Genomic DNA, 26,383 nt, shown 5'->3' on the forward strand with positions numbered 1-26,383 from the left:
TCGCCGGCGGTAACAAGATCCTGGGCGATGGACTGCATCCAGGAGAGCATGAGCTACAGCTGTAGTGGATCCCGTATGGTCTACACCGATTGAATCAATATAACCCTAAATATTCAGAGATAAAGGCGGGGACGGAATGAGTACTAATGATTTTGAATGGAGAATGACAAGGGGTTCAGAATCTGGTTATCTGGTCATTAATGAAATATCGGGTATATGGACGGTGGGTTGGTCTAGTGAAACCTCTAGGATCATAACAGACATGTGGTATCAAGGAGATAATAAAGATACTGCTTTTTCAGTATTTCGTGAGAAAGTAGCAGAAAGGTTAAAAGAAGGCTATAAAGCAAAATAAACAAAACCATGGACTGCATTAAGCAATATTAGGGAACATAAAAAGAAGCTAGCTGAATTCAGCTAGCTTCTTTTTTATGCGTATGTATTATTTCTTATCTGTCACGATAGATTTTTTCAAGAACGTTGATCATATCTTCAGGTCGTAGTGTACCAAGAAATTTTTTGATTTTATCATGATGCAGTGGAACAAAGTCAGAACATCTTGCGACAGAAGGAGAACTAAGACCAGCCTCTTTCCAATGGATGATACTTACATCCCCACCATCATTTTTCCGTTCCTCATGCGAGGTTACTTTAATGACAAGAGAATGATTATCCTTGGTTTCTAAGATTATAGCTGGTCTTAATTTCTCAATGTCCATATCATCAAAAGGATAAAGGACTGTATATAAATCTCCGCGATTATGGTACATAGATTGGGAATGCTACATTTAGCAAGTAGCTAATCCTTTTTGCTCCCCTCTACTCGATTTTTGAATTCGGATTCTAATCTCTTTAAGTTCTTTTCACCTTTGGCCCAGAGATCGTCAATTACAGAATCCACTTTTTCATTAGCAATACTAAGTCTTTCTTGAACAGTACTCATATCATTTTCCTCCTCATTGAAACACATTTCATTACCCCCAAGATAATAAACAATCTTGTTGACAGTGTGCTCCCATAAGCTAATAAAATATACACAGAACCATTTATTGTGAAAAAATTAAACAACGCTCTTACTAATTTAAGTATAACATACATTTTTGTTCAAATGCACTGGGTACTATCAGGTGACGAACAAGGAATCTACGAGCTGCTTCGCATCTGCCACAGTGGGAACCTCTACAGATCGTTTTGTACAAAAATCCACCCTATAGCCATTCCTCAAATGTAAATTCGCCGGCATAGGTACTCACATTCATGAATCGATTTCATTATCAGCTTAATGGAGAAAGATATGAAGACCAAAATAGAGAGCACAGCCGACAAAAGGATAGAAGTTTGCATATTTTAAATTGGAACACTCCACAACCTTGGATAGTGCTGTTAGCGCCATAAATATGAAAATGCCAGCAGAAAGTGAAATGGCTATACCTGAAATGGTCTCAATATTTTCAAGCCTGCCAATAAAACCAGCAGTAACCATCATCCCTAGTATCGTACAAAAACTCAAACTGACTAAATATATAATCAGCCTGAATGAATCACGAACCAGCGTACACAATATTAGCGAGAACATAATTATTTCTGTGAGTTTATGTAGAAGCATAGATGAAATTATCACAATCCCCGTATGTTCATCCACCAGAAATCCAGTAGCTATAATCATTCCATCTACAAAGCTATGGATGCATGCACCCATCATCATGAATTTGATAGACAACTTCGACTTCTGTTCCTCTTCATGTTTATGTCCATTATGATGAAAGAGAAGGGGAATTAAAATTCCCAGAACAATAAAAATAAGCCCAACATGTGAAAAATCAACTGCTAAGGGAATGAGTTCGATAACCGTAAAAGTTAGCAGAACACTCATATTTAACGCTACAATTTTAAAATGATTATGAATGATCCACTGACTCTTAAAATTCATCAGCACTCCTGAGAGAACAGAAATAGCTAATAGCCCAGCAGAAATAAGAACGTATGTCATTGGGAAATCACCTCTAATTTCCCATCGTCTAAACTGAAAGTATGAACCACTTCAATAAATTTGACTATCAACTCCTGCTTTAGATCATCCCGGTTCTGAAAACTGGTTTGATGCAATGATTTTTTTATTTTGGGTTCAAATCTATAGATAATTTCCATCATAGCTTGCTTGTCATTTTCTTGTGCTTGTGCGATCAATTCATATAAATGGACTTGGTTCATTTTCGACCTCCTGTTGAACTGTTTTTAATAGCTTCAATGAGTTTGCCCATTGTCTCACTCAGTACATCTATTTTCTTCTCAAATCGAATAAGCAAATAAAAAGTTACTCCTATCGGAAATCCAACATTCGCAATGATTTGTCCCCAGGACGGAACATCATCCATCTGTTTTCCCTTCCTTTCTATTTATCGATTCTCGTAATTTTTTTAAGGCAACCTTTTTCGTTTTAGAAATACTCTGCTGAGATACGCCTAACTTATTGGCAATTTCTTTATCCTTCATATTCTGTACGATGGAAAAGTTTAGTATTTCGCGTTCTCGCTCAGTGAGGTTGATAAACGCAGCATACAGAGAAGGATCGCTAATCTGGTTCTCTAACTCTTCAAAGAAATTATCTGAATATTCAACGCTGTTTTCGGCGGGATGATTCAAGTAATCGGATTCATCCAAGACCATTGAAAAGCGCTCATTGTGTTTCCTATTCTTTTTATCAAAATAAATTGAGTTATAGTGCAGCAGACTCGATATATAGCCAACAAATCTTTTTTCTAGGGTCATATCTTTATCCTCTTTATTTTCTGGATAATCATTCCTTAACAAGTGTAATCCCTCCTTTTTATATAAAGAGATGTAAGTGGAGAAAAAAACAACCTAAATAGAACAAATGTTCCCATTTTATTATACCATCTATTCGATTGACGATATAATCTAAAAAAAAAAGCAACTTGCTCTCGAAAGAACAAGTTGCTTTTTTAAAATTAGTTTAATAAACGAACAGGTACCCCGGTAATGTAGAAGCTGAAGTATATCGAAGATAGCTTCTATTAATTGTGAATACCCAAACCCCAGCTTGCCCTTGAGCAGAAATGACGCCACCCTGAGTTACATAATGATCAACTGCCCAACCAGGACCGTAATCAGGCTTCCCAGCTACAATCATGTACTCATGACAACCCGTGCACTCGTATTTAGAACCGCCAGCAAGTTCAGAAACATTATTCCCATTTTGGTCCACTACCCGGGGCGACAACCCCGAAGGTTTCATGTGGTGACCATTACCGTAGACCGGACATGGATTTTCAGCCATTGTAATCTCTCCTATACAATTTAGTTTCAAGAACGTCAACCGAAGTTGATCGTGCTTGTACTAAGTAAAGAGATCTCATGAGAAAAAAATACAACCAGTTACTTTAAAAAATTTTAGCCACCTTTAAATTTACGGAACTAAATTGGATGAAATAAGTAATATATGGTAAGGTTATCCTAAAAGGAGGAGGAATTAAGACAATGAAGAAAGTGAAATGGTTATTTTATTTGACTCTGCTATCTGTAGTCCTAATGACCGGATGCAGTCAAGCAGCACCCACAAATGACCCGAACGCAGCTTCAGGTAACTCGCCCACATCATCTGTCGCTCCAGATGAAGAAGCAGCAACAAGAGAACCGCAAGCAGCTACGCAGAACCCCTCATCTTCTGTTTCAGATGAACAAGCCGTAAATGAAGCCATTAAGGTTGCCGAAATATACAAGAATATAGAATACAATGTTACAGCTTCTGATGAATTGTTGTCTGAAGAGTCAATTCAAAAGCGAACTGAAGAAATGAAATCATTCTTTACAGAAGGTTTTTCCGAAAAAGCCGTGGATACGCGCTACACAATTATGGTATTACAAGTAGCAGAAGCACAACAGGCATCGGTAACATCAGAAAATCTAAAATTTACGGTTTCAAATCAGAAAAAAGATATGGTTGAATTGATCTATACAGCTGACCTTATCTTATTGGATCAGGAGAATAAGGAAAGTAATCGAGTACCGTTACAAGGGACTTTAACTTTATTTAATGAAAACGGAAAATGGCTCATACAAGGAGATAGATTTGACAAACCTGCATTTGCTAAACTTTCAAGCCCCTTAGAATAATTCGGTGTGACTTAATTGTGCCCTGTAGTTTGGATTGCATTTTCGTTAGGATAATGAAATAAAAAAGCAACTCTCGCCAGCTATTGGTTGGCAAGAGTTGCTTTTTTCCATTTCTAATGGACTTTTCAGGTGACAATCAAGAATTTAGCAGCTGACATAGAATTATTCTCGCATCCTGTAGAGGAACTATTTCCGGTTCTGGGAATTTCGATGTCGATACTTTGTAGTCAAGCAGGGGGAAACTTCATTTTCGGATATGCAACGCTGGCGATTATATTCTTGGAAATTCTCAATGACCGTAAAAGCATGCTTTTGTGAACACTATAAAAACGTCTATTATTGTGTTCCAAAATGTGGTATAATAACTTTAGGAATATTCCAAAATATACATACACATTTTGAAACGAACTAAGGAGTTTTCTGGAATGAAAATAGCATATGGTCGGGTATCAGCCAAAGATCAAAATCCGGAACGTCAACTTGTGAAGTTTCGGCAGTTGGGCATCGAGGAACGGTTTATTTTTGTGGAAAAGCAAAGCGGTAAGGATTTTGAGCGACCACGCTATCAAGCTATGCGCCTGATGATCCGTGAGGGGGATTTGGTGTACTTAGATGCGTTAGATAGGTTAGGTCGTGATTATGACGGGATAATTTCCGAATGGAAATATATTACGCGGGAGGTCGGCGCGGACATTGTTTGCCTGGACAATGAGATTTTGTTCGATAGCCGAAAATTTAAGAAAATGGGAGATTTGGGGAAACTACTGGAAGATCAGTTTCTAAGCATGCTTGCTTACGTGGCTGAACAAGAGCGTAAGAAAAATCGACAAAGGCAAGCGGAGGGTATCGACGTTGCGCGAGAAGCCGGCGTAACCTTCGGAAGACCAAAGAAGGAAATCAATTCTAAATTTTTGGATGTGTACAATCAATGGAAGGAAGGGAGTATAACAGCTACTGCAGCTATGAAAATGGTAGGTATGGGAAGAACTACTTTCTATAGGCGTGTTAAGGAATACGAAGAGTCAAATATATAATTTAGTTCTTAAGGATGTTGAACACTCAACTTTATTATGGGTCAAGGGATTGTTAACCGCTGGATGATGGCTAGAGGGATAAGGAGTTGAAATAAATGAATACATGCAACAAATGTGGCAACCTATTCGACCATTACGAAGCATTCTATACGGATATCTGTGATCCGTGTGCTGAAAAGTCGGAAGGAAAGTCACTCGCCGAACTGGAGAAAGAAGACGCTAGATTCGATGATGTAGTGATTGAAGCTTAATGCATATTACGAGTTTACTAGTTAGAGGACACATATAGCGAAGAAACTAAATAAAAAGGGGCGTGCATGGAAATGGATGAAATTAAAACGATAATCATGGAGTATGAAAATAATTTGCTTGTGCGAGTTGAATCATCTGTAATGTTAGGTGACAAAGAGTATAAAACACTATCATTTGAGATTTGGACAGACCGTGAAAAGTATAAAGATAATATTTATGAAGAATGGAAACAGGGTGAACAATATTTATATTGCACAAATCACGCTACGATAGATGAAAAAGATATGATCCGAACTTTTAAGCGGCGTTTTATGAACTGAATTTTATTACGCCGTACGAAGTTGACGCATACGGCGATGGAGGGAATAAGGTGGGTTGAGCTGCATATAACGGTTCAACATGTTCAGTAACTGGCGATTCGTGCATGTTCTTTTTCCCAGACAGTAAGAACTGTGCTGAGATATATAACGAAGGTCCAGATGCAAATGTTGATAGATGCGAGGAATGTAGGTTCTTCTATATGAAAGATGAAAAACGTTGTTGTACATCTAAGCCTTTTTATCATGAACCAAGAACAGAATTTTTAGAAGAAGACTTAGTCAGTTGTGGTGGATTTGAGAAGGCATGATGCACAGTTCGAAGACACTGAATGTTTGACGCATATAGCGAAGTATAGAAAATGAACAAGGAGCGTGCATAAATGATTACCAAGTCCGTTGATCTAACACTACATGAATCCGTTTGGAAGGCATTAGAACATGATATTGAAGCATCCGGTGGAAACGTTAATATCGCAGAACTGTTACGTGCAGTAGTGACTGAATCCTATTGGAGCAAGATGGAGCTAATGGGACTGGAATTGCCACTTTACAAAGGTCCAAAATGAATATCGAATATTCATAATGAGACTCACTTTTACCAGAAAACAAAGGATGTTGCTCTCCTGCAGGAAATATTTAACCATTCAGCTCCATCCATCATGATGAGATACATAGGGATAAATCAGGACATAATTGATCAGGCGATTAGCGAAATTCACCTTTGAGGGAGGGTTTATTGATGTTCTTTGTTAATGAGGCCCATAGAAAGAACTATGAATCTCTATTAAATTTCTACGCAAGCAGCCTACCCAGTATTGAATATGAAGTAGCTTGTTATATCTTGGCGTTACCCGAAGTTTTAAAGAGAATACCTGAAGATCATAGCATAAAACTTCCTTTTGATTGGGTACATCATTGGGAAGATGAGAATGATGAAAGTACTAAAAGATTATCCGATGCTATTTTTTACATGGATGATCCATACAAACATTTGGTATTTGCGGGGATGCACATGTATAACGGTGAAATATTTAGGCTTAATAGTGGTCTGAGTACATGGAACGACACTCATTTTCAAGTTTTTATACAGGCATGTAAGATTAGAGGAAAGCTCTAAAGCATGAACACCGTATCGCATATAGCGAAGGAGAATAAATATGAAACTTGAGTTTAAAGGCAAGAATCATCGCGGTCGGGAAATATGGATTGATACGGATTATTATGATGAATCTAAGCCGTATACGGGGTTTGAGTTGGAAGAATGGCAAATCCCAAGATACCAAGAAATGATGAATGCAGCTGTAAAGTGCATGGGTCGTAAGCTTACAAGAGAAGAGGCTCGTACATTGGATTGGCTGTCAGGTATGGAACCTGAAACCTGCCAACATATAACGAGATTCATCAGAGAGGCATACGAAAATCCTAAAAAAGCTGAAACGAAATAGTGAACAGTACGAAGACACTGAATGTTTGACACATATAGCGAAGTATAAAAGTGAATAAGGGAAGTGTATCAAATGAGTGTTGGTTCTTATGAATATTGGTTGAAAATTTGGAAAGAACAGCAAGGTTCTTTGAGTAATGGTGAAATGCTGGCAGCTGCCGTTGATTTCTGCCTTACAACCTATGGTTTAAAGGGTCCGGAAAGACTTAAATGGATCCGGTCGGCTCATAAGGTATATGAAGAACAAGGAAAAGCTTAATTCCAGCGAAAACACTTGCCAGCCTGAGTTCATTAGCAACTTTTTTATTTTCTTTTGCCTAGCCTGGTAGATCTCTTTCAAAAGGGTACACAATCAATTAATGTGACATAGTGGGGGCATTTTTTGTGGAGGATCTAGTTTTTCTATTCTTATAGAGCAGCTATCGTAGCGTTTAATATATATGGAGCTTAGTACGAAATATATAGCAAAGGGGATTATATCTATGGGTTATAAAGCAGCAGAACTTGCAAGTGAATGGTGTCATGCTAATCCTGGGTGGCAGAGAATTTGCGATATAGGAAATGGAGCTGAACATTTATATTTGCAATGGGAAGAACTATCTGCAAAGGCTAGACGGGAATGGGGCAGTGATTTCGATGAGCATGGAGCAAAGGAAGCCTGGGAAGAATTCGGTAAGAAAATATGTAAAGTACATAATGGCTTTATTGCTGAAGATGGTCAGTTTTACACAACGAATGATTTTTTAGGCTTATCCTTAAATGGAATGATGGTTTTTAAAACGGATGTTGCACAAACCGATGAGGCCGAACAATATGATGCATATACCAAAGGAGCGAAAACGAATGGATCATGCAATTGATAGTCTAAGCGCCTTTTATGAGATTGCTTTGAAACGCCTTTATGATGAGTGGGCAACAGGTAAATATATAAAATTATCAGATTGCCCTTTGTATAAAGAATGCAATACGTACCGCAAGGCGATTAAGGTAATGAGAGATTCATATAACGGTGAAACGTCGAGGGGTTCTGTCAAGGAAGACTTGGAATCTGAGATGTGGGTAACTAAAGGTATCGAAGTTAAATGGTGATACGCAGTACGACACCGAACTATAGAATGAATAAAGGAGTGTAATATTGAATCGGGAGAGTGTATCAGAATGGATACATGGTTAAACATTGTTTTTGGCGTGGGGTTTGCGTTGGGAGTAACTGAAATATTCTTTTTAATTAGAGCAAGGAGACAGGTTGCTCCTAAGATTAATGTTCCCAAGAAAAAATATATTTGGGATGGTAAAAAGTTCAATGAAATAAAATAAATATAGCAATAATGCCGCTGCTTAATGCTTGCGGTTTTTTTGTTGTGATGGAAATAATTTATGCAAATCTATCAGGCTATTTAAGCAGATTTCATGTGAATCTGCGTAACTTCAGGTAACTCAGTGTGATCCTGGGCGCTGGACTGCATCCAGGAGAGCGTGAGTAGCAGCTGCAGGGGATCCAGCGATTAGCTGCAGCATTTAGCCAGGGCAATGCACAGATCCGGAACCTGCAGATAGTTAGGTGAGCAGCTGAAGACTCCGGATCGATGCCGGCAGTAACAAGGTCCTGGGCTAGCAGCATCCAGGAGAGCGTGAGCTGCAGAGGATCCAGCGGTGAGCGGTGGCACTTAGCCAGGGCAATGCACAGATCTGGAACCTGCAGACAGTTAGGTGAGCAGCTGAAGACTCCGGATCGATGCCAGCAGTAACAAGGTCCTGGGCTAGCAGCATCCAGGAGAGCGTGAGCTGCAGCTGCAGGGGATCCAGCGGTAAGCTGTGGCACTTAGCCAGGAACAATGCACAGATCCGGAACCTGCAGATAGTTAGGTAAGCAGCTGAAGACTCCGGAACCTGTTACTTGTAAATCTTACAAATTATAATTTTTTTCCGAGATATATGTGAAAAATGATAGTTCAAAATGGTGCAAATGACCTATATAATTGTTTTGTTAATCATAAAAATAGAGAGAAGTGATTTATCAGTTGAGCACAATGATTTATTTATTATTAGGAGTATTTGATGCATCTGCAGTAATTATTTTAGCCCTTAAACTTTACAGACTTCCATTTCGAGAATACATAAAAGACATAGCGTTAATGTCTTTAGGAGTATCGTTGTTCTCTTATTTAATGAGAATAGTCATAGGTATACCAACATTAGATCTACCTATACAAGTGATATTCTTCATTCTATTTTTTAGATATCGTCTAAAAATAAAGCTGTTTTATAGTTCATTAATAACCAGTGCCAGTCTAAATGCATATATTATAGTTCAACTCTTTATATTATATGGATTTATTTTCGCAGGAACTTTAGAGTATAATGTAGTCTTTCAAACCCGTGATCTCCAGATACAGTTAATTCAAATACTATCTATTATCGTCTCATATTTGGCGGCGTTTTTATTTCATTTATTTGGATGGGGATTTTCTTTTATTATTAGACCTCCGCATCAGTTCAGCATTAAAGAGGATTATTTTAGTGGGGAAAACAAGGCTCTATTATTAACCACTTTATCAACTCTAGTAGGCGTATCATTAGCTTTGGTTATAACTTTTAACTTCTATGCTTTTTTTCTTATTCCATCATTTCTGATAGTCTATAGCATATCTTATTACTTTTCACAGAAAAGAGATCAGCAAGGATGATTGAAAGATTGGCACTTTTAATAGCTTCTAAGATAAAACAATTTGAATCTGTGACTGTTAGTATTGATATTATGGCTTATGAAATAGGTCGTAAATTGAATAATTACATAATTATTTTATTGACTCTCTTATTGAGTTACATAAATGGTACTTTAATTTTTTCGACAGTAGCAATGATTTCATTTGTTTGTATAAGAAAGTACTCAGGTGGACTTCACATGAAAAGCTATTTGTCTTGTATTATAAGCTCTGTAGCTATTTTTATTTTTGTGCCTATGGTTAGGCTGAGTGCGTTTGGTACTGATTTCTTATTAAGTATTTCATTAATAATATATTTATTTTATGCACCTAATGTATTTACTGGTAACATCCATCCTGAGGGATGGATGAGGAAAGCAAAAATAATATCTATAGCGTTAGTTATAATAGCTTTCTATATTCAATTATCTGCAGTTTCATTGGTTTTTTTCTTACAAGCAATATTAATCCTGCCGTGGAAAGGAGGTGCTAGAAAATTATGGGGGAAATGTTGATGAAAAAGATATCTGTAATGTTGGAAAAAAGTGCAATTAAAAATGGACCTAAAGAAAAAACTTTTTTGGGAAATCAACCGATGCCTGAAGATCTAAAGAAATTATTAATTGGGATTTCTGATAAAAAGTAGAATGAGTCAAAATGGATAATGAATTAATATTAGGTATAGGAATTGCTAATGAAAAAGAAACGGGTAACGTAGTTTTTGTAGAGAGAAAGAGTGTAAATTATATTGATATATGGTCGCCTAAAAAAAATTATCATGTTCCTAGATTCCATAGTGGCTCTGAAATGTATGGGGTATTAACCACATTGGAAGCATGTAAAGTAGCTTTTCCGAAATATCTGCAAGCAGATACAGGTAAGTTGGTTAATATGGATTCTGTGATAGATGTGACTGAGAGTAGATTTGCACTCACTCTCCATTTTGTGGACGGTTCGACTACTAATATGGCAAAATACAAGAGAAATCTTGTGAAAAATTTAAAGGATTGTTCGAAAAACAATAGTAGATTATTGCAAGCGAAAGATGAATTCTTGATAGGCACAAAAGTTGAGAAGGGGAAAGAAACAGGGGAAGTTACATATTTCGACAAAAAACACATTAAATTTATCGATGTGTGGGAACCTAAAAAAAACTATCATGTTCCCCTGTTTCACACAATGTTCGGAAATTTCAGCGAGATGTTAACTCTAGAGGCATGCAGAGCTGTCTTTAATGATTACTTAATGTTAGATACTGGTAAGTTAGTTAATCTGAACTTTGTGGATTATGTAGAAGAAAATAAATTCGCTTTGATCTTGCACTTCCTAGATGGGTCAACTACTGACATGGCAAAATACAAAAAAGATATTGTATATCACTTGATCAAAAAGCCTCACTAAATGCTGTGGCTTTTTTTGTTTGGAAAAATCATGAATTTTACCACAAGTCGAGCTTAGATTACAAGATAAATCGATACTAGTATTGATTTGCAAAATAGGCGTTCATTATTCGACATATTACACAAAGTTTCTATGCTAAATTAACTAGGTACAAGTGATCATGTGAAGGGGAAATGCAATAGTGGAAATAATACAGCAAGTCATAGAAATGAGAACTGCGAAAATATTTGATGGCATCCTGGAGAACGAAGGTGGATATCGATATAAGGAATTTATGGATAGTATACAATCGTTAACATCAGTTCCTTCAGAAATCATACTTAACTTAGAAGATATATTTTTGAGTCATACCAGGGAAGTGATAGATATATGTTATGAGTTAGGACTCAAAGAAGGAGTGCAGTTAAGTAAAAATAGAAAAGGTCTAGAAATAGATCTTTTTAAAACGAATAATAAATCCGGAAGTGAAAGGAAAAATCTAGCATAAATCAAACGAAATTTTTACAGCCTGGTTGCTTAAGCAGCTAGGTTATTTTGTTAAATAACTTGCGTGTAACCGATTAATGATCTTTGGATCAATGCGCCATCGATTGGTTCGTTTGAACTATTACATTTACAGTAACTAAGGAGGAAGTAAACATGTCAAACAGTAAACTTTATCGCTTTTTAGTGGAGTATATCACTGAAAATTATGAAACAACGCCTGGTCAAGTCGAGGCTACAGCAAGAGGCATTGAGCATTACTTAACGGATATAGTAATCCCTGAAACCCTATCAGGCAATAAGGAGTAGTGTGACACCAATGAAACCCACTAATACTCAGCCATTCAAGGCACAGGGAGCTAACTGAACAACAATTAGAGATAAAATTTGTAGATCATACTTCTATCATACTTTTTGAGTACGTTGAAATATAAAAACTGTGTTAAGCTATTAGAGATGGATAGAGGGGTCACCTAGCAAATTAGGTGACCCTTTTTGTATTTATTTTATTTAGGAGGTGCTCTGAAATTGAATGTTTTGTTGTATGGTTTAAACCCTACTAGATTAAACTCTCCGAGTCTAAAAATTCGCAAATGTGAATCTTTGGACGAGTTAAAGGAACTGACAGTAGTATTAAGCCCTGATTATTTACTAGTTGAAGAGTCTATGGCAAGCGAAGCAGTCTCTTTAATTTCAGCTGAAGATGCTTTTTGTCCAATAATTGTGGTTTGTACAGAAGATTCCGCACATAAAACGAGATATTGGAGTTCTCAAGGTGCAACGTCTGTATGGACTATGCTGGATTGGCAGGATAAATTATCTGAGCTTCAGGTTTCGCCAATTATGGGCATTGCGAAAGAAGAAGTGTTAATTCCTATTCCTAACAATCGATTTGTAATGAATGATGTCAGTGAGGAGACAATTGTTATTGCTGTGGGAGGAATCTATGAAGGTGCTGGATCAACACATACTGCTTTGCTTGTAGCAAATTTTCTAGCGAAGAATTTTAAAACAAAGGTGGCTTTGTGGGAAGGAGGAACAAGACCATGTTTTAGGTATTTAGAATATATTCAACGGGGTGAGGTGAATAATAAATCGCGTTTCGAAATTAATGATGTAACCTATTTCTCAGGGATACCCTCAGAATTAGCGGAGGCTGCTACTGAAAACTTTCGTTTTTTTGTTATGGATTTAGGTAGCCTAAATTCAGATGCCACATTCAAACTATTTAATCAAGCAAAGGTTCCAATTCTTTGTGCCTCTGGTGCCGAATGGCGAATGGTTGAACTGCTGCAATTTTGTCAAAGGCATTCAACCACACGCCAAGATCGATGGAAAATTGTATTGCCTCTTGCAAGTGAAAGTAGTAGAGAAGAGACGGCTGATTGTTTGAAAGATCGGCTGGTGTTCTCAATTCCACCGCATTCTGATGTATATAAAACACAACTAGATAGTGATCAGGTGTTAGAGGGTATATTGGGTTCGGTTATATCCGGAAAAAAATACAAGAAGAAGTTCGGCTTTTTTAATATGTGATTTAAGGAGGGAGGATATGTTAAAGAAGGTTCTTTTTCAACCAATTAGAGATATTATCATAGATCGAAATATAGGTTTTGAATCTACAGTGTGTGGTGTTTCTGGAGAAACAGCATCTGAAATATTTGATTATTATGCTGGTAATAGAGTGGAGTTTGATAAATGGGCAATCTGTGAGTCTATCAATAAAGGAATTCCATTATTGAAGCCAGATCAGAAATTATTTATTAATATTCGTTCTGAAACTTTTGAACATGGTGGGATTATATTAGCTGACATAGATCCCAATAAAGTAATTATTGAGGTATCTGAGGTAACGGAAATCACTAATCCGGTACGCGATTCATTAATGGATCTTGCTAATCGTGGATTTAGATTTGCTATAGATGATTTCGGGGTTGGTTTTTCAAATATTAATCGACTAATTTTAGATTGGTTCAAGCCCACATGGTTAAAATTGGATCTAACATTAATCGAACAAGTGGATACAAATCCCCGAATAGAAATTATTGTTAAATACATTCTTGATATGTGTTCTGAATTGGGTATTGAGCTTGTGGCAGAAGGAGTTGAAACAAAAAATCAATTATTGAAACTAATGAAAATTGGCGTGCGGTTTGCACAAGGATACTATTTAGGGAGACCGGATGATCCAAAGATAATAATTGATAGTCAAAGCGATCTCCAAATATCGGGAGATCGTTTTTTTCGTCTCTAATAAACATGGGGGGAGGTGATAAATATGAATAAAAAAGGGCATGTTGCTCTCGCTGCGATAGCAGGATCATTAAGCTTCTATACAGCGTTGCATAGCAAACTCTGGAACCCATCACACGAATATATTGGACCTCTTCTTATACTAAGTGTTGGTGCTGCAATTACAGGAGGACTTGCACCAGATTTAGATCACAAAACAAGTACCGCAAGTCAACATATTCAATTTTCTGTACAAAAAAGGCGGTTCTTTAGACTTGTTTCAGTATTAATGCTTGTTGTTGGGGTAATCCTTCTGGCGTTGAAATTATATGAAGGGGACTGGCGTTTAAGCGTTCTACCAGCTGCTAAAAATGCGCTGATATGTCTTGTGGGAAGTTTGATATTTTTTATGTTGGCCAATATGAGAAATATTGTTTTAAGTGGAGTCGGTATAACTCTGTTAGCTATGTATAGTTTGTATGGTTTGCATTGGATAACTGCCTTTGCTGGATTGGGATTTCTGATGTTACCTGTAGTCAAACATAGAGGGATAATTCATACACCAGAGTATGCAATTGTGATGAGTCTAGGTATTATTTCATTTTCATTCCAACAATCTGACACCGTTCAAATTTTGGCAATCGGTTTTTTAACCGGTTGGTGGGCGCATTTAGTTGGAGATTGTTTTGGCAGTGACGGTATTCACTCGTTAATAATTCCAAAGCTTAAAATTGGTCTACATCTCTTTTCAAATGGCGGGACAGTTGAACGCTGGATATCTCGTATTTGCTGGTGCTCTAGTCTAATTGTATGGGTGATCATACTTACAAATCAGGCATTACCTAACGTAACCTTTTTTAAGACACTCAATTTTTTACAATAAAGGAGGAGATAAAATTGAAAACATACAAAAATTGGACAGGTAATTTAAGAGAATATTTAAATGTAAATGATTTAGTGGATGAGGAGATGGTAAATCATTTCACCAATGTATCTCCATCTATATTAACAGGGGATCTAATCCAAATTGGTGAGCCTCAAGGCATTGTTGAGGGACATTATCTTTATCTAACTCTAATAAAAACTCCAGATGGTTGGAGATATGCGGGGTGCTGCCACTATGGACAAGCTAAGAATATATCATAAGGTACCAAGAATATTTATTTAAAATGAATAATGGGGAGGTTTTTTTTATGAAAAGAAGTAAAGCTTTTTCAATACTTCTCTTTTTAATTGTGTTTCTTTTACCGGTTGTAGCATATGCGGATGATGAAAACCCAGTAACAAAAATGAAAAGTATGTTGAAATTCAACTGGAAAGTATTAGATGGTTTGGGTTTTCTATTCTATATCATCATGATTCCCCTTACTCTTGCTATAATTGCATTGCTAGTATGGTGTATTGTTGATGTTGTTAAGTATTTAATTAAAGTAAGAAGAGCTAAAGCAAGCTTGGGTGACAAGAAGTTTTGGATAGAACTTGCGATTACACTTCTAATAGTGTTCTTGTTCACTTCAGGCGCTTTCTTGAATGTATTAGAAAACGTATACGATTGGACAAGCAAACAGGATATAGGTACAAACGAGATAAGTACTCCAGCTAAATAATTTTAAAAAAGGCAGATTCCCGAGAGGGGATCTGCCTTTTATTTATCTTGAATCGTAGGCGGTGGTGAATTGGATAAGGATTATATTGATCAGATGAAAAAAATATACACTATTAAACAATCTGATGTTACAGCATTAGACTGGTTTCTATTGTTGGTAGGTGGAGCAGCTACAATAATATGTACCGCTGCGTTTGTCTATTGGATTATAAAAATTATTATATTCTTGATTAATGTAAGGAAAGCAAAGGCTAGCATAAATGATGTTAGATTTTGGAAAAGGATGATCATTTCATTATTAATTATTTTTCTCTTTATGTCAGGCACTTTGCTCCTTGTATTCGAAAAATTAACTAACTTTCTGCAGATTATGGGGTGGAATGTTAAATGAAAATAAAATCAATACTTTATATGCTTGTGATAGTTTTAACTTTAAACTTTGTTTCGTCTAATGTTGTTCTCGCGGCTGCTGTTGCGCCTGTTCCCAATTATCCACCGAATGCACCGGTAGCTACACCTGTTGTTACTCCTAATCCATCTGTAACACCTGGACCTGGGGTAAGTGAACCTATTAAAGAGGATAATCCATGGTATATGCCTGAATGGGTATCTGCCTTAATGGAAGACTTTCAACAAATGAACCAAACGTTCAAGGATTTAATGTCTGGAAAGTTAATACACGATGCTATAGAAGGTCTAATTGTTTCATGGGTTGATGAGATGATGAGTCCTTTATATGGTGCTTTTGCTAAGAGTTATTTATTCTCACCGCGAGTAGCTGAGATATCACTTGTCTATTCTGGTTGGTCAATATTTTCAATTATAGGTTTGGCTGCAATATTGGCTGGATCACTAGTTTTAGCCTGGAATGTTATACATGGGAAAAAGGATCTTAAGAAGATGCTTCAAGCTTTTATAGTAAGCTTCGTAGCATGCTTATTGAGTTTAACGGTTTTAAACTTCTTGAATGTTTTAATGAATTGGATTACACAAAAGTTTCTTTCTGGAATTATAGGTACAACTGATATTTTATATGAAGGATTAAAAGGTGATCAAATCTTAAAGTCCCTAATTCTTGGGGCTGATGGAATTACGGACGCTATATATGCCAGTAAAACCTTAGGTGAGATTGTTGTTGCAACAGAGGGTGGAATATTCACATTGCTGATGTTTGTCACCATAGTAGTAGTACCTCTTTTCTTTATATCTGTTTTGAAGGTTCTAGTATTGATGATGATGGCTATTTTCGTTGCAATTTGGATTTCATACACTGCATATTCCGGAAAAATTGAAACACTGATTGGATTCATAAATATATATATTCGCACCTTACTGGTAGGGCTTATATCAGCTATCCAGTATGGAATATTTGTTCGTCTTCAGACAGATTATGGTGAGGGGGCTGGATTTTCAAGCGAAATAGGAGTATCGCCTTTAGTCTTTATGATCTTAAGCATTTTGGTCACAGTAATATTAATATTCGTGTTTTGGGTAAGACCACTTTTCAGAGCTATTAAACGACCAATGACTTTAAATGGGGGAGCCACGATTGAAAAATTGGGGGAAATGGGGGAAAGAACAAGTACAGCAATGAACAGTGTCGGTAAACGATTAGGGGCAGATTCTTTACAAAAAGGTTCGCTTTCTTTGAAGCAAAAAAGCAGTCGTATTGCTGAAGTGGGAAAAAGAATGCAGACTCAACAAAAAGGTACCCGTAGAAATCGGGTTGCTTCAAAATTAACAGGTGGAATATCAGAGTCGATCCAAGGAGTGAAATATACTGAACCGGAAGCTTTAGTCTCAACAGGGACTATGGTATCTGTTGATAGTGGTCATTTGGAACTTGAAGATGATCGTATTATTGAAAGTAATCAAACAGTTGCTAAAACGCTGCAAAAAGACAAGTTTGAACACGCTGAAGTTATAAATATAAAGAACAGTGAAAGAGCAGATATGTCCAGATTGATTAAAGAAATCAAACCCCAATATGGTGAACGAATTAATTGGAATGCAAGGGAAGGTAAGCTTACTCTTAAAGGGGATACAGGGGAAATAAAGGAAAGAATCAATGGAGAAATGTTATTTACAACCTCTGATGTACAGCGAGGATATTATAAAAATGGTCTGTTTATTGATACCGAGACTCTAAAAACGCATGTTGATGGTTCGGAAGCATCAAAATCAGAGCTTAAAAAAGTAAAAAACCTGTTACCGACTTACCGAAAAGCTGCTCTTTCAGCAGATGTTGCAAAAGAAGCATATAAGCAGCTGAATCAACAAGTAGACAAAATGCCGTGGGTTTCTAAAATTCGTTTGGATAATGGTGCCCTTTGGATTCCGGAAGAACATGTAACTGAAGCTGAAGGAGTATTTAAGCAATTACTAGCCAAACCAGTGGATCTAGTTAGATTGGATTTACCAAAAGGCAATCGTTTTATGCCGGCACTTGAAGAACATATTAAATTAAAAAGCAAAAATAAAGATCTACTTGCTGGTTTGCAAATTAATTCAAAAGATACCTATGTAATCGTAAAGAAAGATCTTGAGCAAGCATTCAAATCAGCATTAGAAGAGTTTAGGGATGGAAGAACACCGTACTGGAGAACAAGAGAAGGGAATATCAAAGTGATTGTTGACGGAGAACCTGTAAGTTATGGTCAAGCACCCATACCGGGAATGGACATGGGGAGTTTTGAGAACTTCCAAGCTGAAATGATAAACAAGCATAAAAGTTAAATTGGGGGTGTAAAGGTGACCGAAAAATCTTATCAAGAGCGAGAAAACGAATTGCTCCGCGCTAGTATGTTTGCTGATATACGAGAAGACATTCAATTTATGGGACTTTCAGTGAGTGACATAGGTTGGATCATTGGGGTTACATTTTTAATGGGTACCACGGTATTCCTATTACCCATATCCTTTATCATAAAGCTGTTATGGCTAATTACAGTTTTTGTTACCATTCTGATGTCAAGGATCCTAAAATGGTCCTATCGTTTTAGACGTTTGACACATTATATCAAGCACCCAAAAGAAGGATCTGGAGATAGTATGGATTCTTTATTGGGGGTTACAGAAGATGGATGGTTTTATAGAAGTGGAAAAACAATTCACATTATGCTAAACGTCCAATCACCGCCATGGGAAACAGCTGTCTTTTCTCAAAAAAAGCAAAGAATCGGTGGATTTGAAACTTTTCTAAGATCATTGGTGAGGGAAGGGTTTGAATGTGATATTACAGAAGAACAAATTCCTGATTTCAGGCATGAGATATGGAATGTGAAAAAGGAAAAAAGAAGTGTATCTGAAGGTATTGAGCGGAGAAAAGTAAAGAGGCTTCAGCTGTTTGAAGAATTAGCGAAGTCTGGTTCTGCAAAAAGAAGTGAATACACTATACGTTTGTCTATCAGTGAATTCGACCTCACGATTCGCCAAAGAGAGGATGAACCTAAGGGTTTGTCTAAAGCAGAGTTAAAAAGGCATAGATTGATTGCCGAATTGCGTCAAAGGAAAGATAGGGTACTTAACGGGCTTATACAAAGTGGTCATGAGTGTACAATAATATCTGGATTTTCAATTCCTGAGCTTACAAGTCGTCACTGGGATCGAACGGTTTGGGAAGAATGGAAAGCCTCACAAGGTACATGGGAAGAGGAAGAAGAAGAGGAAGAAACAAACGATGAACCTTCTAATTCTCAAAAATCTTTAATTGAATCCGTTGTATTGGCTATCGAAGGACAAAGGGAAGATGCAGTTATACCAACAAATGATATAGATCTCAGGAAAAATGAAGATGATTTTATTTTTCAGCCAGAACATGGGGAGGATCCGGAAATTTTGAGTGTTAATAATGAGGCTGCAGTAACAATGGAGGACAATGCTGTGGGGGAAAATAACGAATCTAAAGCGGACTCTGTAGAAAGTGAAGACATTGTTGTTCCGGTAATTAATTTGACCATAATGATTAGAATAATCAAATATCTTAATTTCATTAAGCATAAATTATTGGATTTGAAAGATTTACATTTTCCAAAATTAAAAAAACTGATCTATATGTTTCCAAAAAAGAGCTCTAAGGTAGAGTCCACAATTGAGATTGAGGAAGAAGAAATTGTTGTAGAAAACGGAAAAATCACAAAAGAATTGGTAGGAGTGAATATCTTTACATCTCCTACCTCATCAGGAAAATCATTTGTGGCTGCGAATATCGCTGTTGCTAATAGTGACAACGAGCGAACTGTTTCGCTAATTGATCTCTCGCCTCATTTTGGTACTTTAACTCTAATAAACCCACTACAAATTGATGGAGAGTACGCCAAGTGGAAGTCTTGGAGTTCTCGCCAAGTTTCAGGATTAAGTATTTTTACACCACTTGAATTTCCTGAGATTGAAGAAGTTCAGAATTTAATAAATTCCAGGTTAAGGGTTGGAGCAGTAGTTATAGATCTACCATGGAATTATCCAGGGCGGAGTTACTTAACTAACCAATATGACACTATAGCTATAATTGACACCGATTATCACCATTGGATGCGTTGGGAAACGGAGGTCAGCAATTGGAAGGGAGAGGTTTGGTTAAATCAAGTAGATGTGGACATGGATTTGAAAATGTCAGCACTAGTTAAAGAACATTTCAAAAAAGAAATTGATAAGAAGATTCCTTTTTTTCAAAATGCAAATCAAATGTTATTCCAAGGGCGACCGCTTGCTATTGATCCGCAAGCGCGTCCTTTTTTTGTGCATAGTGAAAGGAGTGTAGAAGAATGATAGAACAGAAGGAAAAGAAGCTATCACTTAAAAAGGTTTCTCTAAAAAGCAAGGTTGATAAACAGCTATTAACATATAGCGGACGTTTGATTAAGAAGTGGTCAAAGGAAAAAAAACATACTCTAGTGAACTCTGGTGATGAGAAAAACACTAAGTTAGTTAAAACTATGGAAGGTAAAGATTCAAAAACTGGTCATTTTGTAAGAGTCGTAATGATTGAGTCATACCCTCTTGAGATAGTAGCAGGGTACCTTGATCAATTAGATGAGTTAGTCACCAAAGAAGGGGCAACTCTTCGTAAAACAATTCGCTACATCAAATCAGATGTTAAATGGAATTGGGCAATGAAAAATAAATATAAACGACTTGAAAAAAGCGTTTCAGAAATGACCATTACAGATCCAGGTCGTCAATCTGAGATAGACGCAAGAGATGCCTTAGTATCTCTGCAGGAATCGATACAACAGGGGAAAAGTAAGCTGGTTGAGGTCAGTACTTTCCTTACCATATCTGCGGAAACAACTTATCAACTGGACGCAGCTGAATCAAATATGAGAGATTGGATCGATGACCTAGATGGAAGACTTGATAATCTTTTTAGTGAACAACTAGAAGCTTTAATTCAAACCAGTCCTGTGTCAGATAAAGAATCACCCTCCGGTGAATTCTTTAATAAGCATCACTATGGGCGCGTTATTACTGATTCAGTTGCAGCAAGAACATACCTATTTACTAGTGGATCTTTTAGTGATGGTCAAGGGTTATACTTTGGTCGGCGCACAGAGGACGGTGGTTTTTGTTTTATTAACTTGTGTGACCCTAATGACCCTAGAGCTCAAAATTTGATGGTTTTGGGGAAAACGGGACAGGGGAAAAGTTATTTTTTGAAAGCACTAGTTGTCTCTTTGTTAGAAGAAGGTGTACATGTATTTGTGTTCGATCTTGACGGCGAGTGGAGGGATTTATGCGACGAAGTCGGGGGAGTATACATTGATCATACTGCTGATGTTGGCAGATACTTTGAACCACTAGCAATTATGCCCTCTATACCAGAAATCGATGAAGAATGCGTAAGGTATAATCGTTCAAGATATCAAAGAGCAATTGATACTGGTATTCGTACTTGTTCTATGCTAGCTGATGGTTTAACGAAAACAGAACTATTCGAGGCTGGTGAGGCTGTTAGGCGAGTATTCCAAAATGCTGGTATAGAGAAAAATAAACCAGAAACTTGGGACGGACCATATTCTGGTGAGCGACCAACTATTCATGCGTTTTTTAGAGATGTACAGGAAGATGCAAAAACGAATGATGATGCTAAATCATTATATGACAAAATCAAAATCTATTTTATTGGAATTTATGATGGAGTATTCGAGTCTGAAGAACCTTTAACATTTCAGAATGCTCCTTTAGTAGTCTATAAGGTAGGAAGTGGAGAAACTGAAGGGAACGAGAAGGATGAAAAAGCTAAGTTAGCACAATTAAAAATGTCCATGGCTTTTGATGTGGTAAATTCTAATATCCAAAAACTTCGATTCGAAGGGGCATATTTCAGCGCGGTTCTAGTTGATGAGGGACAAAGGCAATTAAAAAATAGAGAATTAAAACAAGCTGTATTTGATTGGTATACAGCCATACGTAAGTGGAATGGAATGATGATACTAGGGGCTAATACTCCAGCTATTATTCTTGATACAGCTGAAGGTGTTGGTATGTGGGAAAACACTAATGTTAAGGTGTATTTCTATATGGAACATTCTGCTGTACGGATGTTATCTCAGCACTCTGATGTACCAGAAGAAGTACAGGATAGGATTAGAGAAAATGAAGATACGAATTGCTATGTCTTAGAGTATCACAAGAAATATGACGAGTTGTTTATGCATGTTCCGGAAGATGAGCACGTTCTTTACAAAACTCGCGGTCTAAAAGAAGCAATATAAGCCTATGTCAGATGCGATAGCTAAAACTCAGGAAACAATTAATAAGATCAAAAAAACTCGTCGAATGATTATCTTATTAACTACTTCATCTCTAGCACCATATATTTGGGGGCTCATTATATTAATCGCTCTGGTGATTCTAGTGATCGGATTTGTTTTGCTTCCGTTTTTCTTATTCTCTACTCCTGGTTCTCTATCTTATAGTTCTTCCACAACAGACTCAGCTTTATATGCACCGAATCAATTAGATACGGACGGTACAGCCTATATATGGCCTGTGCCGTCTATTTCGCGTGTCTCCTCATCGTTTGGAAACCGTGATTTAGGAGGGATTGAGTATCATAAAGGGATCGATATTGCTAATGGAGCAGAAAAAACAGAGTTACAGCCAATTTATGCAATGGCTTCAGGGGTTGTAACGTTGGCTGGTGCGGCTAGCGGCTACGGTCAAGTGATTTATATCGATCATGGTAATAATCTTGTATCGAAATATGGTCATTTGGAAGCATTGATGTATGTGAATACTGGAGATGTCGTAAGCAAAGGACAACTAATAGCAAGAATAGGCAAGGGAATAGTTGGGAGATCAACGGGACCACATTTGCATTTTCAAATTGAATCGTCGGGAAAACCTGTGAACCCTCTTGATTACGTACAACCGCCTGGAACATCGCTGGATCCAGGTGAATATTCGTATAAACCTTTAAATATACCCGTTTTATTGGATTATCTAAAGAAGCGTAAGTCAGCACTTGGGTACGTAGAAACTCTAAACATGATTGATCGTGCCGCCAAATTAAAGAATGTCGATCCATATCTACTCCTTGCAATTACCGGTCAGGAGCAATCATTCGTCCCTGAGAGTAATAATCATGCTTCAGAGATTGTGAAAAATCCTTGGAATGTGTTTGGCTGTTGGTGCAAGGGAAAGGGAGCTACTCTAACTACAGAACAGTCAGCAACTATTGCAGCTCAAACAATAATTAAATTGTCCCAGGATAGACCCAATGGAAGAGATTTTATCGAGTGGCTGTCTGCAATGGATAATCCCCGAGGATATTATGCTGAACATAGAGGATGGTGGATAGGTGTACGTAAATTTCACAAGTTGCTATCAGAATTAGGAGGATGATTGTATGACGTTAGTATTAATAATTGGTATTGTTTTTTGGGGACTTTATAAATATGGAGACAAATTTAAGGTACCTTCTTTATTGTGGAAAGCAATAGGTGTATTTCTTCTAATAATGCTGGTTCGTAACATTAGTGATGTTTATGATCTTGTAGTTGTTCAGGCAGACCAATGGTGGCCTATTGTAAAAGAAAATGCAAATGATCTTGCAAATGGATTGTTAGGATTTTTTAAGCACATGAAAGCAGGTGATTAATCAAATGGACAATAAAGATGTTAATCAAAAAGAATCGTTCGCACAGTTTTTCACACGTATAGCAGCGCTAACAGCTGGGGCATGTGGTCTGATTTATATATTTGATTTTTCTCCCTCACTACATGAGTTAAGTGAAAAAGTCCTATCTTATACATTAAAGAGTTGGATTCTATTTGTCGGTCTACCGTATGTTGCAAGGATAGGTTGGAGGAAAAGAAAACAAATACTTAATTATGTACTTAAAAGCAAAGAGAAGTATTCACAGGGTAGCGATCAAGCTAACAGTAAATCTACAAATGATACTATATTTATTGAGGCTGCTGAGGGGCAAATAGCAGCCTCTGTCTCTGATTTGAGGGAAATCCCTTTTAGTGAGGTTTTTCCACCGCAATTTGACATGTTACCTCGAAATCCTCGTCCCATCAATTCTAAAGTCTTTACCAGAGAATATGCGAGTGAGAAGATTTCTAATGCGCTTGAATTGGTAGGTTTCAATTTTGAGGGGAATATAGAAATTTTAAGTATAGAGTCAGGACCGGCTCTGCAAATAATTTCGTTTCGCTTACCGCCTAAAATCCAACTTTCCCAGCTAATGAAGAAGAAAGATGATATAGCTAATCATTTAGGACAACATCAAAGTTTTGAGGTCACAACATCTGATTATCAAAGTGCGGCTGCTTTCATAATACCTCATAGAGATGAAGACAGAGCATTTGTATATTTACGCGATGTTGCACAAGATTTAATACGTTATTCTGAAAATGCTGAACTACCTGTAGTTTATGGTAGGAAAATGAAAGGAGAGGCATTACTTGTAGACTTGGCAAAACTACCACACTTACTAGTTGCTGGTACTACAGGTTCCGGTAAATCTGTTTTTTTTAATGTCATATTGTCTTCTTTATTGACAATATTAAGTCCCAAGAGATTAAGATTAATTCTTATCGATCCTAAGAAAGTTGAATTTTCGGTGTATTCAGGTTTTCCACATCTCCTAACGCCTGTGATTACAGATATGCGGCGTGCTGCAACGGCAATACAACAAACCATTGTAGAAATGGAACGTAGATATGATTTGTTTTCGCAGCTAGGTGTTAGAAATATATCGCATTACCATAAAAAATATCCAAAAAAAGAAAGGCTGCCTTATATTATTATTGGAATAGATGAATATGCAGATTTAGTACTTCTTTTAGGTGCAGAAGTTGAGGAACCAATACAACGGGGGTTACAGATGGGGCGTGCTGCTGGGATACATATAATTATGGGTACGCAAAGACCTAGCGTTGATGTTGTGACAGGTATTATTAAAGCTAATTTACCCTCAAGAGTCGCCTTCCGTTTACAAAGCGGTGTTGATTATAGAACGGTTATGGATACTGGTGGACCGTCACTACTTGGTAATGGAGACGGAGTATGTGTTGTTAATGGCGGAAGTCCACAGAGATTCCAAAGCGCAGCGATTAGTACAAATGATGATGAGTCCACTATGTTCATTGAGCAACTAGGGGAATTTTGGAGAAGGACAGTAACTAGTAACGAATCTATTTTTACGGAACCTAATCTTGGTGATACATCAGATAATGAAATATTAGGGGATTTGGTGGAATTAGCGAAAGTTCAAGAGGAGTTTTTGGACAACTCTAATGATATTGATCTATCTAAAAATATTGATAAAACAGACGATACAGAAGGACAGCATAATCCAGAAGGACAGCATAATCCAGATGAAATATATGAAAAGGCTATTTCAATTGCTAGAGAGAACAATGGAATTAACGTCGCGATTTTGCAAAAGAAACTCAGGATAGGATATATGAGTGCAGCAAACATATTAACTAAAATGCAGGAACAAGGATTAATCGAAAAATATAATTCTAGCAAAAATATGCGTCAATGGATTTCAGGTCAGCAAGATGAAGTATACAAAGAAAAAAAATTAAGGGAAGGGATTAAAGATCATATTTGCAGAACAGGGATATTAAGTTCGACTGATCTTAGTTCTATATTTGAAATTCGGAAAGAAACGATATTACTGCATATGAAAGAGTTAGTTGCTGAGGGATTTTTGTCTCCTCCTTCTAGTCCAAGGATGGGATATACTCTGGCATGGGATGAAGAACAAGTACAAAATTATCTTGAAAATCATCCAGCAGAGTTAAAAGATACTATCAATTGATAAAAAATTATTAGTTCCCGTATTAGTTCCCCGCATCAGTTCCCCATATTAGTTCCCAATGAATTCTATAGAGAACCCTTTACCAATAAGGGATTTTATAAATTATCACTATAGATAATCTATGGGAACTAATATCCGGAACTAATCGAAATATCCACTAATTACAAACCCTCTTTTTTTATTTTTAGAAAGTCATATTCCTTTTTAAAGACCACACATGGATCCAATACAGCAGCAGCTCACGCTCTCCTGGATGCTGCTAGCTACCGCCGGCGAATCGATCCGGAGTCTTCAGCAGCTCACTTAAGTGTCTTCAGGTTCCGGATCTGAGCATTGCCCTGGCTAAGTGCTGCAGCTTACCGCTGGATCCCCTGCAGCAGCAGCTCACGCTCTCCTGGGTGCTGCTAGCTACCGCCAGCGAATCGATCCGGAGTCTTCAGCAGCTCACTTAAGTGTCTTCAGGTTCCGGATCTGAGCATTGCCCTGGCTAAG

General features: G+C 37.2%; 38 protein-coding genes and 1 pseudogene. 32 read left to right on the forward strand and 7 right to left on the reverse strand.

Annotated elements, in window-relative coordinates; genetic code table 11:
- Positions 1–136: 136 nt before the first annotated feature.
- Complete coding sequence (locus tag MHH60_RS31620) at positions 137–355, forward strand: hypothetical protein (protein ID WP_076138907.1); 219 nt, start codon at positions 137–139, stop codon at positions 353–355.
- Between the two features lie 94 nt (positions 356–449).
- On the opposite strand, the gene MHH60_RS31625 is transcribed toward MHH60_RS31620, so the two are convergent.
- The 7 genes from MHH60_RS31625 to MHH60_RS31655 form a co-directional block, all read right to left on the reverse strand.
- The gene (locus MHH60_RS31625; protein WP_076138906.1) at positions 450–770 is read right to left on the reverse strand and encodes a type II toxin-antitoxin system PemK/MazF family toxin; all 321 of its coding nucleotides are present in this window, start codon (positions 768–770) and stop codon (positions 450–452) included.
- 29 nt (positions 771–799) lie between these two features.
- Positions 800–943, reverse strand: a complete 144-nt coding sequence (locus tag MHH60_RS31630; RefSeq protein ID WP_179088975.1) for a hypothetical protein — start codon at positions 941–943, stop codon at positions 800–802.
- A gap of 336 nt (positions 944–1,279) precedes the next feature.
- A complete protein-coding gene (locus tag MHH60_RS31635; RefSeq protein ID WP_076138905.1) occupies positions 1,280–1,990 on the reverse strand; it encodes a ZIP family metal transporter in 711 nt (236 codons plus the stop codon).
- Positions 1,987–2,211: a helix-turn-helix domain-containing protein gene (locus MHH60_RS31640; RefSeq protein ID WP_076138904.1), complete on the reverse strand. Its 225-nt coding sequence runs from the start codon at positions 2,209–2,211 to the stop codon at positions 1,987–1,989. Before MHH60_RS31640 ends, MHH60_RS31635 begins: the two co-directional genes overlap by 4 nt.
- Positions 2,208–2,375, reverse strand: coding sequence for a YvrJ family protein (locus MHH60_RS31645; RefSeq protein ID WP_076099531.1), 168 nt, complete (start codon positions 2,373–2,375; stop codon positions 2,208–2,210). Before MHH60_RS31645 ends, MHH60_RS31640 begins: the two co-directional genes overlap by 4 nt.
- Positions 2,368–2,811 (reverse strand): sigma-70 family RNA polymerase sigma factor, encoded by a 444-nt coding sequence (locus MHH60_RS31650; protein WP_036681494.1) that lies wholly within the window; start codon positions 2,809–2,811, stop codon positions 2,368–2,370. Before MHH60_RS31650 ends, MHH60_RS31645 begins: the two co-directional genes overlap by 8 nt.
- Before the next feature lie 163 nt (positions 2,812–2,974).
- The gene (locus tag MHH60_RS31655) at positions 2,975–3,298 is read right to left on the reverse strand and encodes a hypothetical protein (RefSeq protein ID WP_036681493.1); all 324 of its coding nucleotides are present in this window, start codon (positions 3,296–3,298) and stop codon (positions 2,975–2,977) included.
- Positions 3,299–3,498: 200 nt separating this feature from the next.
- Here MHH60_RS31655 and MHH60_RS31660 point away from each other — a divergent pair, with 200 nt between their 5' ends.
- From MHH60_RS31660 to MHH60_RS31810, 31 genes and pseudogenes are all read left to right on the forward strand, one after another.
- The gene (locus MHH60_RS31660; RefSeq protein WP_036681491.1) at positions 3,499–4,134 is read left to right on the forward strand and encodes a hypothetical protein; all 636 of its coding nucleotides are present in this window, start codon (positions 3,499–3,501) and stop codon (positions 4,132–4,134) included.
- A gap of 129 nt (positions 4,135–4,263) precedes the next feature.
- Complete coding sequence (locus MHH60_RS31665) at positions 4,264–4,452, forward strand: hypothetical protein (protein ID WP_143766809.1); 189 nt, start codon at positions 4,264–4,266, stop codon at positions 4,450–4,452.
- Positions 4,453–4,559: 107 nt separating this feature from the next.
- Entirely contained in the window at positions 4,560–5,168 is a 609-nt protein-coding gene (locus MHH60_RS31670; protein WP_076138903.1) for a recombinase family protein, read from the forward strand.
- Positions 5,169–5,263: 95 nt separating this feature from the next.
- Positions 5,264–5,419: a hypothetical protein gene (locus MHH60_RS31675; protein WP_178944262.1), complete on the forward strand. Its 156-nt coding sequence runs from the start codon at positions 5,264–5,266 to the stop codon at positions 5,417–5,419.
- A gap of 72 nt (positions 5,420–5,491) precedes the next feature.
- Entirely contained in the window at positions 5,492–5,740 is a 249-nt protein-coding gene (locus MHH60_RS31680; RefSeq protein WP_143761308.1) for a hypothetical protein, read from the forward strand.
- Positions 5,741–6,120: 380 nt separating this feature from the next.
- Entirely contained in the window at positions 6,121–6,306 is a 186-nt protein-coding gene (locus MHH60_RS31685; RefSeq protein ID WP_076138901.1) for a hypothetical protein, read from the forward strand.
- A 24-nt stretch (positions 6,307–6,330) separates the two neighbouring features.
- Positions 6,331–6,465 (forward strand): annotated as a pseudogene (locus MHH60_RS31690) (site-specific integrase); the annotation flags it as partial.
- A gap of 14 nt (positions 6,466–6,479) precedes the next feature.
- The gene (locus MHH60_RS31695; RefSeq protein WP_076138900.1) at positions 6,480–6,857 is read left to right on the forward strand and encodes a DUF2538 family protein; all 378 of its coding nucleotides are present in this window, start codon (positions 6,480–6,482) and stop codon (positions 6,855–6,857) included.
- A 40-nt stretch (positions 6,858–6,897) separates the two neighbouring features.
- Positions 6,898–7,185: a hypothetical protein gene (locus MHH60_RS31700; protein WP_076138899.1), complete on the forward strand. Its 288-nt coding sequence runs from the start codon at positions 6,898–6,900 to the stop codon at positions 7,183–7,185.
- Positions 7,186–7,257: 72 nt separating this feature from the next.
- Positions 7,258–7,443, forward strand: a complete 186-nt coding sequence (locus tag MHH60_RS31705) for a hypothetical protein (RefSeq protein WP_076138898.1) — start codon at positions 7,258–7,260, stop codon at positions 7,441–7,443.
- 223 nt (positions 7,444–7,666) lie between these two features.
- A complete protein-coding gene (locus tag MHH60_RS31710) occupies positions 7,667–8,044 on the forward strand; it encodes a hypothetical protein (protein ID WP_076138897.1) in 378 nt (125 codons plus the stop codon).
- Positions 8,028–8,273 (forward strand): hypothetical protein, encoded by a 246-nt coding sequence (locus MHH60_RS31715; RefSeq protein WP_076138896.1) that lies wholly within the window; start codon positions 8,028–8,030, stop codon positions 8,271–8,273. The genes MHH60_RS31710 and MHH60_RS31715 overlap by 17 nt, the downstream gene beginning before the upstream one ends.
- Positions 8,274–8,342: 69 nt before the next feature.
- On the forward strand, positions 8,343–8,501 hold the full coding sequence (locus tag MHH60_RS31720) for a hypothetical protein (RefSeq protein WP_179088974.1): 159 nt from the start codon (positions 8,343–8,345) through the stop codon (positions 8,499–8,501).
- Between the two features lie 713 nt (positions 8,502–9,214).
- A complete protein-coding gene (locus tag MHH60_RS31725) occupies positions 9,215–9,871 on the forward strand; it encodes a hypothetical protein (protein WP_076138909.1) in 657 nt (218 codons plus the stop codon).
- Entirely contained in the window at positions 9,868–10,404 is a 537-nt protein-coding gene (locus MHH60_RS31730; RefSeq protein WP_076138895.1) for an accessory gene regulator B family protein, read from the forward strand. The genes MHH60_RS31725 and MHH60_RS31730 overlap by 4 nt, the downstream gene beginning before the upstream one ends.
- Complete coding sequence (locus tag MHH60_RS31735) at positions 10,389–10,535, forward strand: hypothetical protein (protein ID WP_178944260.1); 147 nt, start codon at positions 10,389–10,391, stop codon at positions 10,533–10,535. Before MHH60_RS31730 ends, MHH60_RS31735 begins: the two co-directional genes overlap by 16 nt.
- 11 nt (positions 10,536–10,546) lie before the next feature.
- On the forward strand, positions 10,547–11,290 hold the full coding sequence (locus tag MHH60_RS31740; protein WP_081386682.1) for a hypothetical protein: 744 nt from the start codon (positions 10,547–10,549) through the stop codon (positions 11,288–11,290).
- A 181-nt stretch (positions 11,291–11,471) separates the two neighbouring features.
- Positions 11,472–11,777: a hypothetical protein gene (locus MHH60_RS31745; protein ID WP_076138894.1), complete on the forward strand. Its 306-nt coding sequence runs from the start codon at positions 11,472–11,474 to the stop codon at positions 11,775–11,777.
- Between the two features lie 152 nt (positions 11,778–11,929).
- The gene (locus MHH60_RS31750) at positions 11,930–12,082 is read left to right on the forward strand and encodes a hypothetical protein (RefSeq protein ID WP_178944259.1); all 153 of its coding nucleotides are present in this window, start codon (positions 11,930–11,932) and stop codon (positions 12,080–12,082) included.
- Between the two features lie 219 nt (positions 12,083–12,301).
- Positions 12,302–13,309 carry a hypothetical protein gene (locus tag MHH60_RS31755; protein ID WP_076138893.1) on the forward strand — a complete coding sequence of 336 codons (1,008 nt, stop codon included), beginning with the start codon at positions 12,302–12,304 and terminating at the stop codon, positions 13,307–13,309.
- A 16-nt stretch (positions 13,310–13,325) separates the two neighbouring features.
- Positions 13,326–14,027, forward strand: a complete 702-nt coding sequence (locus MHH60_RS31760; protein WP_076138892.1) for an EAL domain-containing protein — start codon at positions 13,326–13,328, stop codon at positions 14,025–14,027.
- A gap of 24 nt (positions 14,028–14,051) precedes the next feature.
- On the forward strand, positions 14,052–14,888 hold the full coding sequence (locus MHH60_RS31765) for a metal-dependent hydrolase (RefSeq protein WP_076138891.1): 837 nt from the start codon (positions 14,052–14,054) through the stop codon (positions 14,886–14,888).
- Between the two features lie 14 nt (positions 14,889–14,902).
- Positions 14,903–15,151 (forward strand): hypothetical protein, encoded by a 249-nt coding sequence (locus MHH60_RS31770; protein ID WP_081386681.1) that lies wholly within the window; start codon positions 14,903–14,905, stop codon positions 15,149–15,151.
- Positions 15,152–15,198: 47 nt separating this feature from the next.
- Positions 15,199–15,612 (forward strand): hypothetical protein, encoded by a 414-nt coding sequence (locus MHH60_RS31775; RefSeq protein WP_076138889.1) that lies wholly within the window; start codon positions 15,199–15,201, stop codon positions 15,610–15,612.
- A gap of 69 nt (positions 15,613–15,681) precedes the next feature.
- Positions 15,682–16,002: a hypothetical protein gene (locus MHH60_RS31780; RefSeq protein WP_076138888.1), complete on the forward strand. Its 321-nt coding sequence runs from the start codon at positions 15,682–15,684 to the stop codon at positions 16,000–16,002.
- Positions 15,999–18,347, forward strand: a complete 2,349-nt coding sequence (locus tag MHH60_RS31785) for a hypothetical protein (protein ID WP_076138887.1) — start codon at positions 15,999–16,001, stop codon at positions 18,345–18,347. Before MHH60_RS31780 ends, MHH60_RS31785 begins: the two co-directional genes overlap by 4 nt.
- Before the next feature lie 15 nt (positions 18,348–18,362).
- Positions 18,363–20,378 (forward strand): hypothetical protein, encoded by a 2,016-nt coding sequence (locus tag MHH60_RS31790; protein ID WP_076138886.1) that lies wholly within the window; start codon positions 18,363–18,365, stop codon positions 20,376–20,378.
- Positions 20,375–22,324, forward strand: coding sequence for a VirB4 family type IV secretion system protein (locus MHH60_RS31795; RefSeq protein ID WP_076138885.1), 1,950 nt, complete (start codon positions 20,375–20,377; stop codon positions 22,322–22,324). The genes MHH60_RS31790 and MHH60_RS31795 overlap by 4 nt, the downstream gene beginning before the upstream one ends.
- A 4-nt stretch (positions 22,325–22,328) precedes the next feature.
- Positions 22,329–23,456, forward strand: coding sequence for a M23 family metallopeptidase (locus MHH60_RS31800; protein ID WP_076138884.1), 1,128 nt, complete (start codon positions 22,329–22,331; stop codon positions 23,454–23,456).
- Between the two features lie 4 nt (positions 23,457–23,460).
- Positions 23,461–23,712 (forward strand): hypothetical protein, encoded by a 252-nt coding sequence (locus MHH60_RS31805; RefSeq protein WP_076138883.1) that lies wholly within the window; start codon positions 23,461–23,463, stop codon positions 23,710–23,712.
- 4 nt (positions 23,713–23,716) lie between these two features.
- A complete protein-coding gene (locus MHH60_RS31810) occupies positions 23,717–25,891 on the forward strand; it encodes an FtsK/SpoIIIE domain-containing protein (protein ID WP_076138882.1) in 2,175 nt (724 codons plus the stop codon).
- The last annotated feature ends 492 nt before the right edge of the window (positions 25,892–26,383 follow it).

Origin of the sequence: Paenibacillus sp. FSL H7-0716, from assembly GCF_038002705.1 — a bacterium.
Classification (GTDB): domain Bacteria; phylum Bacillota; class Bacilli; order Paenibacillales; family Paenibacillaceae; genus Paenibacillus_AQ; species Paenibacillus_AQ odorifer.